The organism is Prevotella pallens ATCC 700821 (assembly GCF_000220255.1).
In the GTDB taxonomy this organism is placed as follows: Bacteria; Bacteroidota; Bacteroidia; order Bacteroidales; family Bacteroidaceae; genus Prevotella; species Prevotella pallens.
This window is the reverse complement of record NZ_GL982513.1, coordinates 1,945,604-1,959,960: the sequence shown is the minus strand read 5'-3', so window position 1 is coordinate 1,959,960 and position 14,357 is coordinate 1,945,604. Positions and strand designations below refer to the sequence as shown.

Here is a 14,357-nt window from a genome sequence, read left to right as displayed (position 1 = left end):
TTTTTATTAATAAAACTGCGACAAAAAAGTGAAATATTCGGTACTAAACCATGTATATACTGTATAACCCCCTATATATTTATCTTAATAGCGCATTATAAACCAATATTATATGTAAATAGGCTATTTAAAAGCTTAATCAATAAAACAGTCCAAATATTTAGATTTGTATATGTAAACGTAAATTGCACACGATATAAATATTTTAATTTACAAGCTTAAATATCAAAACGTAAAATTTAAAAAGTAAAATACATTTCTATAAATTTGGTTTTATAAATTATTTGTTTTACCTTTGTAAAATCATTAAAATTACCCTGAATGGGTAGAATTTGGTACAGACAACTTATGAAAGATAGAATAAAACGCCTAATGGAGAGTCAGCACATGACTCAACAAACATTTGCAGACTTCATTGGAATTTCGTCTGCTTCGCTTAGTAGTATCTTTAATGGACGAACAAAACCAACATTAAATACTGTTGAAGCTATAAAAGGAAAATTTCCTAAAATTAGCCTCGATTGGCTTATGTATGGAACAGAACCTATGTTTAATGATGAAGCAACTGAAGCTAAAAACGAATCTAATATGGACGCTTTACCTACAAACTTAAATCTATTTAATGATATTCCTCCAGCTCCTTCAGTTTCGTCTATAAATGAATCTCAGAATAGTAGAAATGTTTCTCCTCAAACAAAGGATATCATCAAAACAGAGGTGAAATATATTGACAAACCACAACGTAATATTACCGAAATACGTATCTTTTTCGATGACCAAACGTGGGAAACATTTGTACCTAAAAAATGATTTTCTGCTCTAAAAATTAACATTTCATTTTCGCTATCTATAACTGCTTTCTAGAGTTTAGCTCCTTTTGATATCTTAAATCATAGAGGAGCTTTATTTTTTTTATTCAGTGTCTTTATCCCATTAATTCTTTGACGAAGAGTTTTAGTATCTTTAGAATTTCAATTTTTTATTTATATCTTTAAGGATAAATATGTAATATTATTATGCATAATAATTCAATATGCCATATAGTTTTATCTCTTTTATCTTACATTATTATATATACTATTACTAATTTTATGGAATAATACAAAGGCAATAATTCTTTTGCTTTTGTTTCACTTGTATAATTCTCTCTTATAGATTTTTTTTACTTGCTAAAAGCAATATAAATAGTAGATAGCTGTAGTTTTTTGTGTATCTTTGCAACGAGATTTCCTATAATATCATTATGAAACAAAAGTTTATTCTCGATTTAAAAGTAGTATCTACAGAACGTTTAAACAAACGTAATGTACTAATAAAGCTCACTCACGATACGAAATTGCCCGATATGTTACCTGGTCAATTTGTAGAAATACGTGTTGATGGTTCATCTTCAACTTATCTTCGTCGCCCTATCTCTATAAATTTTGTTGATAAGCTACGTAACGAATTATGGTTACTTGTAGCCGAAGTTGGAAATGGAACACAAACAATAGCTGCTGTTAAGTCTGGAGATACGCTTAATTGTGTATTTCCTTTGGGCAATGGTTTTACTTATCCAGCATCTTTATCCGACAAAGTTTTACTTATAGGTGGTGGTGTTGGTGTTGCGCCTTTACTTTATTTTGGAAAACTTTGTAAAGAACGCGGCATATCAGTAACCTTTTTGTTGGGTGCTCGTACAGCTTCTGATTTATTAGAATTAGATGAATTTAGAAAATATGGAGAAACTTTTGTTACAACAGAAGACGGTTCTATGGGCGAAAAAGGCTATGTTACCAATCATTCTATATTGAGTAAATATCATTTCAATCAAATCTCTACTTGTGGTCCTAAACCTATGATGGTTTCTGTAGCAAAGTACGCACAAGCAAACAATATTCGTTGTGAAGCTTCTTTAGAAAATCTTATGGCATGCGGATTAGGTGCATGTCTTTGTTGTGTTGAGAAAACATCGAAAGGTAATCTTTGTGTTTGTACAGAAGGACCAGTATTCGATGTAAATAAATTATTATGGTGAAATATGCCTTTAATGATAGTTTTTAGGTGTTACATATAAAATATAGCGAATTAATAAATAGACAAAAGTAATGGCAGATTTAAGAATTAAGATTGGTAATTTGCGATTAAAGAATCCAGTAATGACCGCCAGTGGAACCTTTGGTTATGGTATTGAGTTTAAAGATTTTGTTCCTTTAGACCAACTTGGAGGTATTATCGTTAAAGGAACCACCCTTAATCCGCGTGAAGGTAACGATTATCCTCGAATGGTAGAAACTGCTATGGGTATGCTTAATTGTGTTGGACTACAAAATAAAGGTGTTGATTATTTTATTGAACACATTTACCCAGAAGTCAGCAATATAGATACTAATATTATTGTGAATGTTAGTGGCAACTCTCCAGAAACTTATGCTAAAGCTGCAGAAAAATTAAATGCACTCGATAAAATTCCTGCTATTGAACTAAATATATCATGTCCGAATGTTAAAGAAGGAGGAATGGCGTTTGGAGTAACTTGTTCTGGAGCTTCTACTATAGTTCGTGAAGTTCGTAAACATTACCATAAAACTCTTATCGTGAAGCTTTCGCCTAACGTAACAGATATTGCAAGTATAGCTCGTTCGTGCGAAGATGAAGGAGCCGATGCTGTTTCGCTCATAAATACTCTTATGGGAATGTCTATTGATATTGAGAAGCGTGCCCATCGTCTTAGTATTCGCACTGGTGGATTAAGTGGTCCAGCTGTAAAACCAGTAGCTCTTCGTATGGTTTACGATGTTGCTCATGCCGTTAAAATACCAGTTATAGGACTTGGTGGTATTTCTACAGCTGCTGATGCAATAGAATTTTTAATGGCAGGTGCAACTGCAATACAAATTGGTACTGCTAATTTTGTAGATCCACAAGTTACGTTAAAAGTGCGTAATGGCATTAATGAGTGGTTAGATAACCATGGTTGCAAGTCGATAAATGAAATCATTGGTTGTGTAGAATAACGATCACTTCTGCTTGATTCTTTTGTTTTTTAGCGAGGAATGATATCTTATTCATATAAATATGGCGTCATATTTTAGTAGATATGGCGCCATATTTTTTATTCCGTCCAATTATATTGGTGTGTTATACATATAAAAGATGTGTTCCTAATTTGGGCTTATTGCTGTTGAATGAAAAAGGAACTAATCTTCTGCTTTTACTAAGTTCTCAACAAATTCGCTATAACTTTCTGCCAAATATTCAACGCAGTCTTCAGTAAATTCTCCTAAATCCATAAACAATAAAACGATATTTCCCGACTGTAAATCTATGGCAAAGTAGTTTCCTCCCCAATCAACTGCAAATGGTAAGTAGTGAGATGGAACGTTTACTGAAGTAAGTTTTGCATAGCTCTTCTCTATTTTCATCTCTCCTAAGTCATTACTATAATGCTTTATTGGGAGGTAAAAACTAATTTCGTAGCCTTCTTCTTCATCTTCTGTATCGCAGAAAAGCGACTTTTCAGGTACTCCTCCATTAAAAGTTATGTATTGAGAAATAAAGTCTTGAGGTAACTTGTATCCTGTTATTTGTTCAAGATTTGCTATATCTTCTTGTACAATTGCTTTTGCTGTCTTTGTGAACATATTTGTTTCTTATTGATTAAAAAGAATATTATTTAATGTTGCTTTCTGCTTCAAAACAAACAGTTGTTATTGTTATTCGAGCGTTTGCTCCATAAAATTTAAACCTGTTATTTTCGCTTCTTTTAAGTAGTTGATAAGTCTTTCTGAGAAGAATAACCCAACTGTTGATACTTTCAAAATGTCAAAATCGTATTTCTTGGCAAGGAAAATGTGGTGCATTTCTGTGAACTTATTCTCTCGATTTTTATATTCTTCAAATGAACAATACTTTAAACGTTCCCTTGAGATAGAGTCTATAATGATGCTTTTCGTATAATCTATCTGTTCAAGAGGAATGCAAGGGAAAGCTAAAAGATAATAATTCTTTGCAATGGAGAACTCAGGAATGCTCACTTGGATTTCTGAATGTAAGGGCAATTTGAATAGTTCTAGCACATTTTTAGTCTTTTCAGAAACAATAAAGTCGAGCATTCCAAAAGAGTTGTCCGTCATATTCGATATGAAATCAGTTTCCTTTACTCGCTTTTTAGTTTTATAATATACTATCTGTCCAATCTTGGAAACATCAATTATAGGAAAGTCTTGTATACTCGTATTAAACCTTCCTTCCCACAAGCGCCTACAATATTCCATAAGGTAGTTTCTGTCTGCTGTATTAACAAAGGAACACTGCGTTTTCTTTAGTCGTATTTCAACTTGATTGGTAACACCGTCTGTTATTCCAGTTATAAAACTTTCTATTGACGGACACACTCTGAAATACCTTTTGTAATTTTCCATTTATTTGCTATTGGCTTGTTAGTTGTTTCCTAAAGAAAAGGAATGAATACGAATCTTGCAGAATAATGTTCTATAAAACATAATTCATTTGAATGTTGTTAGTTTACTATTTCGTCCCAATAATGCGGACTATAAACCGTTACAGTTCTATCTCCTTCATCTTCTTGAAACCCACTAAAGGCAACACCTATGCTATCAAATATCGTGAAACCATATTTATGTATGCACGAATGGCTTTCATTCAGCTTATCAATTATATTTGAGTAGCTGAATAAATCGTATTCATCGTAATACAATTCAACATCTTTATTTTCTATAACAGAAATCTCCACCAACTTATTATCTTTGAAAACTAAAGATAAATTGTCTAAGTATAGTTTTGTTAAACCATTATTGTCTACTCGTTTAAAGTTGCTTTTTATTTTGCTTAAAATGTCTTCCAGTAGGCATCCAAATTTATATTCGTTTACACCCTTATATGGCTTTATTATGTATTTCATCTTTTTAATTTTCTACTGCAGATAAATTCTATATAGCGATGCAAATATACTCAATATTTTTGTAACCTTGTGAATTTATCGTTTAGTATTATTCTTATTCTCTATTTTAGTTGTTTTCACAACAAAAATCCACAGTCTCTTTTCTTTCTGTTTAGCCAAAATGATATGATGTAATAGTGTTTATTTTCTAAAAAAATTTGAGAGCGTTCAACCGAACGCTCTCAACCAACACAAAAACTAAACTAGACTTAACTAAAAGTTTCCGCACTATTTTCTCAAACAGTTACGAAATATGTTACAAATTTACGATAAAATAATTACAAAAAATATTTCTGCTGTATAAAATTTGTTTTTTACCGTAATATATTATATTCTTTTGGAATTATTGACTAATATCGCATCTAATATAGTCATTGCAGTCATTGCTTCAACAATAGGAACGGCTCTTGGAAGTACACAAGAATCATGTCGCCCTTGTACGGTTATTAACTGTTTATTTCCTTTGAAATCTACTGTTTCTTGTTCCATTCGCAAAGTAGCTATTGGTTTAAAAGCCACTCTAAAGAAGATATCCTCTCCGTTACTTATGCCCCCTTGTATACCTCCACTGTGGTTTGTTTGTATTGCTATTTTGCTATTTTCGTTTTCTACTTCTTGTATAAAACAATCGTTTTGTTGGCTTCCTCGCCATCTACTTCCGTCGAAACCTTCGCCATACTCAAAGCCTTTGGCTGCATTTATGCTTAGCATTGCCGCACCAAGTTGTGCATGTAGCTTGCCAAATTCGGGTTCTCCTAATCCTATTGGACATCCTTTTACCACACAGGTAATTATTCCACCTATAGTATCGCCTTCGCTTTTCACAGTAGCAATCAGGTCTTCCATTTCCTTTGCCTTTGCTTCATCGGGGCATCTCACAGCGTTTTTCTCTGCCAAAGACAGGTCGTACCTTTTGTAATCTCTTTCTAATGCTATGTTGCCTACCTGCGATGTGTAAGCTTGTATGTTTATGTTGTATTTTCTAAGCACAAGTTTAGCCAATGCGCCTGCCACAACTCTTGAAAGCGTAATACGTGCCGAAGCTCGTCCTCCACCTCTATAGTCGCGTATACCATACTTCTTATAATAAGTATAATCGGCGTGCGATGGTCTGAAGAGTGTACTTATATTCTTATAATCTTTCGGTTGTTGTTTTTCATTTCTAACCACAAAACCAATTGGTGTACCAGTTGATTTACCTTCAAAAATTCCACTTAGTAACTCTACCTTGTCGGTTTCTTTTCTCTCCGTAGTTATTTTGCTTTGTCCTGGTTTACGTCTATTCAGTTCGTTCTGAATAAAATCGATATCAATATCTATACCAGGAGGCATACCATCTATAATGCCTCCTATTGCAATTCCATGACTTTCGCCAAAGGTAGTTAAAGTATAAAGTGTTCCAAACGTATTAGGCATATAGCCATTCTTCTCGTTCGTGTTTTGTTATATATGGTTATAATATTTTTTGAGTTTTAGTTGCCACAACAACAGCAGCCTTCGCCATTGCTTTCGTCACTTCCGTTACAGCCGCATTGGTTATTTTCGTCTCCTTCTCCTTTGTGGCAACCACAATGTCCGTTGCAATGGTGGCTATTAAGCTTCTCAAAAAATTCTTTTACTTCTTCATCAGTAGCCTCACGATTTTCAATAATGTGTCCTTTAAATCTTAATTCTTTTCCTGCCAAAGGGTGGTTTAGGTCAACTTTAACTTTATCTTCCGTTATATCAATAACGCGAGCAATAAAACGTTGTCCTTCCTGATTCTGCAAAGGGATAGTTGCTCCGATATAGACATTACTACTATCGAATTCTCCTCCTTGTGAAAATACCTCTTTATTAAGGTCTAACACATTTTCTTCGTTATAGTCTCCATAGGCTTCTCCTTTGGCTAAATCGAATGAGAAATCCTCTCCTACTGGTGTTTTTATTGCAATTTCTTCGAATTGGGGTAGTGCCATTTCGCACCCTGTATAGAATGTTAGCGGACGATTTTCTTCTGTTTTCTCTATCAGAACCTCGTTTCCATATTCCATACTGTATAGTTCGTATTTTGTAGAAATAAATCTATGTGTTTTATTTTCCATTATTATTATAGTGTTATTTTTGTTTATTTGCAAAGATACTATTTATTTATGATAAACCTACCAACTGTTTGTTGTTTTTTTACTTGTACTGTATTTCTATCCCGAGCAAAGTTTTCGGCTTACTTTATAACTTTGTTTCTGTTTTTCGTTTTATGTATAAAAGATAGAACATAATTCTGTAAATGTTTCCTGTCTGTATACGTATTATAGATTCTTAGTAAAAAAACAGATAGAAAGCTTATAACCAATGCCCACTGTTTATTCATAAATCTACTAAAAAGTCTCAGACGTTTAGAAAAATCAGTTATATGTAGATACCTTTATTTTAGATATCTATCACGTTCGTCTCAGATATCTGTCGCGTTCGTTTCAGATATCTGTCAGTTGTGTCTTAGATATCTGTTATTTACGAATTAGATATCATAACAAACTACAACCTTTATAATTTTATATTCTAATACCTAAAAGATATTTTTTTAGATAATAATAACGAACACCTTTGTTCTATAGCGTTTTTATTTTGTTAGTATTATAAGTGTTTGAATTTCAGTATATTACTTTATGTTTACTTGTGTGCTGGAGGAAGCAGTTACAATTGTTTTCTTTTTTATAGTATCTTTATATTTTTTCTACTCAGCCCAAAGAGTGTACTTCAGTAGTGAACAATAAAAAAGTCCGAAGGAGTATCCCCTTCGGACTTTTGAGGTGCCTAGCAGAATCGAACTGCTCTACACGGTTTTGCAGACCGTTACCTAACCGACCGGCCCAGGCACCCAATAATTAGTCAACAAGATTAATGCAATGCCTTAATCCGTGTGCAAAAGTAATAAGAAATATTTGTTTGACCAAATTTTTTGTAGACTATTGCAAAAAATAATTTACCTTCTTTCGTATCTATATGTTGTCTTTTTACGCATCATTTGCTCCTTAATAGCACAGCCGGGGCACCCTCCGCAGGCGTTTCTAGATACCTTTATTGTTCTGATTAACATACGAATAGCGTATGCTATTGCTATTGCTATTACTATGGTTACAATGGCATATTGTATCATTATATATATCCTTTCTTTTATATGGGCTGATCCTCCACTCTATCTGTAAATAGGTTTTCGGTCGCCTTCATTTCATCTTCATCGAACCATTGCGACAGTTTGTTTTTTGCCTTTTGTTTTGTTTCTTCGTCTATATTGCTCCAAACCTTTTGTAACACATATATCAGTACACCGAGATCGTCGCCCAATCCGGCAAGCGGAATAGCATCTGGAATAAAATCGAGTGGGGTTATTAGATAGCCTAATGCCCCTATAATAATGGCTTTATCTTTTATAGACATTTTGTTACTATCTATAGAGTAATACAATATCAATGCAGCATAAACCAGTTTAGCTCCAGCTCGTTTTGCTATGCGATGTATTTTCTCGATAAATCCATTTTCTGTGAATTTCTCTTTGTATTTGCTTAAATCTGGTATTTCCATATATTTTCTTTGTTGTTACATATATATACTAAGCACATAGTGTGCCAAAAAGGTTAGAAACGCATCACCTTTTCTACGTATGCAGCGGCTTCAGGATAGTCTCTTTTTGCACGTTTTACCTTGTTTCGCACAATGGCTTTCATAACAATACGATAGATAACGAAGAGCACCAAACCAATGGCAACGCCCATAAGTGCAACTTGATAGCCTTTTACTGGTAGCGATTCTTCAGAAAAACCTGACAGTATTATGATAGGCAATGCTATCAGAAAACCTGCAATGGTGTATCGCGTACGTTCTGTTCCTTCAGTGTCGAGTGCGGCTTGGTGGTCAAAAAGATAATCGTCTAACTCCTGTTGGCTCAGCTTTTCTTCCATTTGTGGAAAACCTGGGTCGTCCTTATGATTTCTAATTTTGTTCTCAACTTGATGTTGGAAATCGTCTAATATGTATCTGTAGTCTTGAACTTCTTCCATAAGATATAAAGAATAGTACGGTAATTTGTCTTTTCTGCCATACAGCTTGGTGGCTGTTAAAGCAGACATTCTCCTTTTTTCATAGCTCAACTCCCTCCCCACAGAGGGGGAGGCAGCGAGTATGTGTAAAGCAGCACTCCTATAAGCCGGGTCTCGTTTCCTTATTGTCTTTCGGCAAGTAAGGACGCCTGTCATTTATCTAACCGCAGGGTCGCCCCATACGTTTTAGCGTTCTACCCTCCGTTGTGCCTTATTTGGCTCGGGCGAGTAACCCTCAAACAACGGTTTACATGAACTTGCAGCTCCTGAACGGTACAGCCACGCAGTCGCCTACGTGCTGGTAGTCTCTTACACTACCTTCTCACCCTTACCTCGTTTTTAAAGGCGGTTGTTTTCTTCTACCTACATCTACTGTTGCCAATAGCTTTCATTTTCGGAAGCAGGATACTCTTTGCTGCCCGGACTTTCCTCTCGTGTTTGCAACACCAGCGACAGTGCCGAAGTGCTGCCTTATGTTGCAAAGGTAACGCAAATATGCTAAACGCCAAAGCATAGCTTTATATTTTTTGTTAATATAGGCTCTTATAAGAATAATGTGTAACTTTAAGATAAGTTTGGAAAGTAGCTTGCGCATTACACAAAAGTGTAAAAATACGCAGTGAAATGGAAAGTCTATTCGTTTTTTTTTATAAATAATTGTTCTTTTCTTACCTTTGCAGGCAAAAGAAATAATAACGTCAGACAATGAAACGAAATATGTTATGAAAAAGTTTTATGCCATTTTTACAGCCTTGACACTGTTTTCTACTGTAGCAAAGGCGCAGCAAACCATTCGTGGGTGGATAACCGATGAGCAGCGTTTGCCTATTGAGTATGCCAACGTTATTGCGCTTTCCGTGCGCGACTCATCGCTCGTTACGGGCGCAGTTACCGACAATGCGGGTAAGTTTCTGCTTACTTTGCCTGCCAATAGCAACCAAGTATTTCTACGTGTATCGGGCATTGGTTACGAGCAACGCAATGTGTTTCTGCCTCTTATTGCCGATACTTTGCAGTTGAAAGCAGAATCAGAAACAAAAACAATGGAAGGCGTAACTGTTACAGCGCAACGTCCTAAGATGGCTATACGAAACGATGCTCTTGTTACAACCATCATTGGTTCGTCGTTAGCAAAGGCTGGTTCGGGCAACGATGTGCTTAAGCGCATTCCGCTGTTGAGTGGTAAAGAAGGCAGCTATTCTGTTATAGGTAGAGGAGCAGCAGTTATCTATATAAACAACAGAAAGATAACCGACGCAACTGAGATAGAACGTCTTAACTCGTCAGATATTAAGGACATTGAGGTTGTAACCAATCCGGGAGCTCGCTACGATGCCACGGTGAGTGCCGTTATCCGCATTCACACGGTGCGTAAGGTGGGCGACGGCTTCGGTTTCGATGTACGTACGTCAGCTTATTATTGGGAAAACTGGGACACTAACAATCAGCTCAATATGTATTATCGCCGCAATGGTTTGGAGCTGACGGCTGGTTCGGCTTACAATATTGACAATAGTCTAAACAAACAAACCACTACCAACGAGGTACAGACCGCCAATTTGTGGACTAACAAGTGGACAAGCGATAGCCATAGTTGTAATACAAACAACAATTATACGCTTTCGGCAGCCTACGAGTTCAATGCCAACCACTCTGTTGGTGCGCGTTTCTTCACCAATTTGCTTGTTGGTGCAAACAATGGACATGGTGATTTCTCTACCGATGTATTTAAAAACCATGTACTCTTCGACCATATAGAGTCACGAATTAGTGCTAACTCTACTGCCATACCTAATAAAAGTCTCTCGGCTTACTACGTTGGAAAGGTAGGAAAGATAGATATAGATTTCAATACAGACTACTATTATGGTAGAGAAACTGAATACCGCATAACCACAGAGCAAAGTGCCAACTACGCCAATCGCACTGTAACATCGGCAGGAATACACACAAACAAGTTTTTTGCAACCAAGCTGGTGCTCTCTCACCCATTGTTTGGCGGCAGCCTGTCGGTTGGAAACGAGAATACTTTCACTAATCACGAACAAAATTATGTTAATCAAGAAAACGTGGTTCCCAGCACAGCATCAACCATTAAGGAACGCAATAACGCTTTCTTCTTCGAATATAGCCGACCCATGCCCATTGGTCAGCTTATGGCAGGATTGCGCTACGAGCACGTAAATTCTGATTATTACGACGAAGGAGAGTATAGTCCGGCACACAGCCGTACCTACAGCCAATGGTTTCCGTCGCTCACTTTCGCAACAAGAATAAAGGAAGTAGGCTTGCAACTCTCTTATTCGGCAAAGACATCGCGCCCCTCTTATAGGCAATTGGGTACAAACGTAGAGTATATGAACCGCTTTACGCGTCAGAGTGGTAACCCTACACTGAAGCCGGCCACACTGCACAACATCTCACTTGTTAGTAACTGGGACATATTTACCTTTGTTGCCAACTACACACAGACACACAACAAAATTATGTATTGGAACGAACAAGAAAGCACTGATGAGAATATAACCACTCTACGTTACCGCAATTTCAAAAACTTGCCTGTTCTAACACTGAGCCTTACCGCAGCACCGAGAATAGGAGTATGGTCTCCACAACTCATATTATTTTGCCAAAAGCAATGGTTCGACATAGAGCGTTTGGGCAGCAAGTTAGATTTAAGCGAACCGATATGGGGCATACTGTGGAACAATACATTTGATTTTAAAGACAATTGGATAGCCGAGACTCGCTTGAAAGTTACTTCTAAGGGTATAACAGAGAACAGTGAGCTTACCAGAAACAACTGTGCATTTAACTTCTCGGTACGAAAAGCGTTCCTGAACGACCGCCTTTCTGTTACTGTAGGCGTAAACGATCTGTTCAATCGCTCTGCTAATCAATTGTTGCTTTATACGAATAACTTAAGCATAGATACAAAACAAGAATTCGATAGCCGAGAATTCTATGTTACTTTGCGCTATAAATTCAACACGGCACGTAGCAAATATAAAGGCACAGGAGCAGGAGAGAGCGAGCGCAAACGATTTTGAGTGAATATGATGCATAATTGAAATGGAAAATAAGGCAGACTCTAAAAAGTATCTTTGTTAGATATCTAGAGTCTGCCTTTTGTTTGTTTCATAATATTTTGGTGGCGTTAGTGTTCTGTAGAAAAAACATAGAGGAAAGTTCGGAAAAGAAAGCGATTATACTTTATTCCATTCTAATATAACAAAGGCTATAGATATATGTTGCTACTAAACAATTTATAAGAAGCCTGAGTTAAAACAATGAGAATGAAAGATTTTATATTCTTCATCTGAATAAATATCATTCAGGTGTTATAATATAAGTTCATAAAAATTCTGATATTCTATGATGTTTAAAGTTCAATCTATGGATGTTCGAAGCTATATCTATGGATATACGAGGCTACATCTATGGATATACGAAGCTACATCTATGGATATACGAGGCTACATCTATGGATATACGAAGCTACATCTATGGATATACGAGGCTACATCTATGGATATACGAAGCTATATCTATGGATATACGAAGTTCGATCTATAGATATCTGAAACGCAATTGACAGATATCTGAAACGAGCGTGACAGATATCTGAGACAAGCGTGACAGATATCTGAAAGAAAAGTAAGTAATATCTAATAGTATTTCCTAATAAATTGCAGTATTCTATTAGATTGCTAAGTAACCAATGGAGCTGTTTACAATTCCCTTATCTAATTTATAGCTGAGTGGGCAGTTAGTGTAAGGAAGATTTGTATTGTGCTTTTACTCGTTGCTCCACTTCTTCAAGAGTTTTGCTGCTGCTTAGTCTGCCTTTTATGAGACGGAAGCCGTACCAGACGATGACCATTCCGAGTGCTGCAAGGAGGAATGTCCATACGTTGCCAAGGTTAAAACCCTGTATAAACTTTTCGCAGATAACAAATCCGCCAATAGAAACAAGGTAATCGAGCCAACTCGACGATGTGTAGCTTTTGCTTATGCGTTGATATTCTTCGTCGTTTGCGAGTAGTTGTTGGCGGTTAGCTTGCCAAAGCTGTTCAAATTCCTGTTCTGTCATAAATGTAAGTTTCTGTTTGTTCTATGTGCAAAGGTAATGAAAAAAAATGTTTTACTGTGTAGTTTTAAACATACATTAATTCACTCATAACAAAGTCGCTTACGTAAATACCGTTGCGTGTGAGGTGTAGATGATTATTGGTAATGGCGAGCAAACCCTGTGAAACGAGTGGGGCAGAGGCTTTTGCAATGTGCTCTTTGTAAGGCGACGATAAAGCAGAAAGGTCGATGCCACTTCGCGTACGTAAGGCAGTTGTAACTATATCGTCGTAGTGTGTGTTGGCATCAATAGGTTCTACTTCGTAGACGGGGCGGTTGTTTGTAATGCCATCAATGTATTTTTGTAAGTTGTCTACGTTCCAGCGGCGTGTGGCAAGGTTGTAGCTGTGTGCCGATGCGCCTATGCCAAGATAAGGTTTATTAGACCAATAAGCACTGTTGTGGCGCGAACGGAAAGGAGAAACCGCAGAATGAGTAAGTTTGGCAAAGTTGCTTATTTCATATTGTTCGTAGTTGGCGATAGCAAGGCGTTCGATAAGAGTGTCGTACATTGAGCGATAGAGTTCCTCGTCCATATCCTTTACTAAGCCTTTTTGCAGAAGTTGGTAGAGAGGAGTGCCCTCTTCGTACATCAGGCTGTAAGCCGAAATATGTTCAACGTTTAAGGCAATGGCTTTGTCGATGTCAAGTTGCCATTGTTCTATGGTTTCGTTAGGAAAGCCAAACATAAGGTCGATGGAAATATTCTCTATTCCTACACGGCGCAGACGCTCAATAGCAGTTCGCACATCGGAAGCTTTATGACGTCGGCGGAGAAACTTTAATCGTTCGTCCGAGAAAGTCTGTGCACCCATCGATATGCGATTGATAGGCAAGTGTCTGAGGTTTTCAGCAAATTCGGGAGTAATATCATCAGGGTTACACTCCAAAGATATTTCCATATCGCTGTAGTTTAACATTCTGTCGGCATAGTTATCGGCAATACAGCAGAATATCTTCTCAATGTGGCAAGCCTGCAATTGCGATGGTGTACCACCTCCAAAGTAAATAGTTTCAATGCGTTCAGCAGTGTTAGAATATTCTCCGAAAAGGTAATTCTTTTCTGTTATGGCTTCTTTGCATAATGCATCTACATACAAATCCATCGTATTTGCTTTCTCAGCGTGTGGTGTTATGGTAGAATAAAAGCCACAATAAATGCATCGGCTTGCACAAAAAGGAATATGGAAATAAAGTCCTGCCATATA

At 36.6% G+C, this 14,357-nt stretch carries 14 protein-coding genes, 1 tRNA gene and 1 other RNA gene; 5 read left to right on the top strand and 11 right to left on the bottom strand.

Features of this window, described 5'->3' with window-relative positions; translation table 11 throughout:
- The first annotated feature begins 348 nt into the window (after window positions 1-348).
- From HMPREF9144_RS07665 to HMPREF9144_RS07655, 3 genes are all read left to right on the top strand, one after another.
- On the top strand, window positions 349-810 hold the full coding sequence (locus tag HMPREF9144_RS07665; RefSeq protein WP_040595657.1) for a helix-turn-helix domain-containing protein: 462 nt from the start codon (window positions 349-351) through the stop codon (window positions 808-810).
- A 433-nt stretch (window positions 811-1,243) separates the two neighbouring features.
- Window positions 1,244-2,017: a dihydroorotate dehydrogenase electron transfer subunit gene (locus HMPREF9144_RS07660; protein WP_006045369.1), complete on the top strand. Its 774-nt coding sequence runs from the start codon at window positions 1,244-1,246 to the stop codon at window positions 2,015-2,017.
- Between the two features lie 70 nt (window positions 2,018-2,087).
- Entirely contained in the window at window positions 2,088-2,996 is a 909-nt protein-coding gene (locus tag HMPREF9144_RS07655; protein WP_006045368.1) for a dihydroorotate dehydrogenase, read from the top strand.
- 183 nt (window positions 2,997-3,179) lie between these two features.
- Here the strand turns inward: HMPREF9144_RS07655 and HMPREF9144_RS07650 are convergent, their stop codons facing one another.
- The 9 genes from HMPREF9144_RS07650 to rnpB form a co-directional block, all read right to left on the bottom strand.
- Window positions 3,180-3,623 (bottom strand): SMI1/KNR4 family protein, encoded by a 444-nt coding sequence (locus HMPREF9144_RS07650; protein WP_006045367.1) that lies wholly within the window; start codon window positions 3,621-3,623, stop codon window positions 3,180-3,182.
- A gap of 72 nt (window positions 3,624-3,695) precedes the next feature.
- Window positions 3,696-4,403 carry a hypothetical protein gene (locus HMPREF9144_RS07645; protein WP_006045366.1) on the bottom strand — a complete coding sequence of 236 codons (708 nt, stop codon included), beginning with the start codon at window positions 4,401-4,403 and terminating at the stop codon, window positions 3,696-3,698.
- Window positions 4,404-4,501: 98 nt separating this feature from the next.
- Entirely contained in the window at window positions 4,502-4,903 is a 402-nt protein-coding gene (locus HMPREF9144_RS07640; RefSeq protein WP_006045365.1) for a hypothetical protein, read from the bottom strand.
- Between the two features lie 366 nt (window positions 4,904-5,269).
- Window positions 5,270-6,358 carry a chorismate synthase gene (aroC, locus tag HMPREF9144_RS07635; protein ID WP_006045364.1) on the bottom strand — a complete coding sequence of 363 codons (1,089 nt, stop codon included), beginning with the start codon at window positions 6,356-6,358 and terminating at the stop codon, window positions 5,270-5,272.
- A gap of 56 nt (window positions 6,359-6,414) precedes the next feature.
- Window positions 6,415-7,026: an FKBP-type peptidyl-prolyl cis-trans isomerase gene (locus tag HMPREF9144_RS07630; protein ID WP_006045363.1), complete on the bottom strand. Its 612-nt coding sequence runs from the start codon at window positions 7,024-7,026 to the stop codon at window positions 6,415-6,417.
- Window positions 7,027-7,729: 703 nt separating this feature from the next.
- Window positions 7,730-7,800: transfer RNA gene (locus HMPREF9144_RS13280), tRNA-Cys, on the bottom strand.
- Window positions 7,801-8,095: 295 nt separating this feature from the next.
- Window positions 8,096-8,503 (bottom strand): YkvA family protein, encoded by a 408-nt coding sequence (locus tag HMPREF9144_RS07625; protein WP_006045361.1) that lies wholly within the window; start codon window positions 8,501-8,503, stop codon window positions 8,096-8,098.
- A 53-nt stretch (window positions 8,504-8,556) separates the two neighbouring features.
- Entirely contained in the window at window positions 8,557-8,979 is a 423-nt protein-coding gene (locus HMPREF9144_RS07620) for a hypothetical protein (RefSeq protein ID WP_040595656.1), read from the bottom strand.
- A 126-nt stretch (window positions 8,980-9,105) separates the two neighbouring features.
- Window positions 9,106-9,488: RNase P RNA component class A (rnpB, locus tag HMPREF9144_RS12675), an RNA gene on the bottom strand.
- Window positions 9,489-9,740: 252 nt separating this feature from the next.
- Between rnpB and HMPREF9144_RS07615 the strand changes: the two genes are divergently transcribed.
- Window positions 9,741-12,068, top strand: coding sequence for an outer membrane beta-barrel family protein (locus HMPREF9144_RS07615; RefSeq protein ID WP_040595654.1), 2,328 nt, complete (start codon window positions 9,741-9,743; stop codon window positions 12,066-12,068).
- Window positions 12,069-12,393: 325 nt separating this feature from the next.
- Window positions 12,394-12,594, top strand: a complete 201-nt coding sequence (locus tag HMPREF9144_RS13275; RefSeq protein ID WP_146739261.1) for a hypothetical protein — start codon at window positions 12,394-12,396, stop codon at window positions 12,592-12,594.
- 193 nt (window positions 12,595-12,787) lie between these two features.
- On the opposite strand, the gene HMPREF9144_RS07610 is transcribed toward HMPREF9144_RS13275, so the two are convergent.
- A complete protein-coding gene (locus HMPREF9144_RS07610; protein ID WP_006045358.1) occupies window positions 12,788-13,111 on the bottom strand; it encodes a hypothetical protein in 324 nt (107 codons plus the stop codon).
- Window positions 13,112-13,175: 64 nt separating this feature from the next.
- The gene (gene hemW, locus HMPREF9144_RS07605; RefSeq protein ID WP_006045357.1) at window positions 13,176-14,354 is read right to left on the bottom strand and encodes a radical SAM family heme chaperone HemW; all 1,179 of its coding nucleotides are present in this window, start codon (window positions 14,352-14,354) and stop codon (window positions 13,176-13,178) included.
- Between the last annotated feature and the right edge of the window lie 3 nt (window positions 14,355-14,357).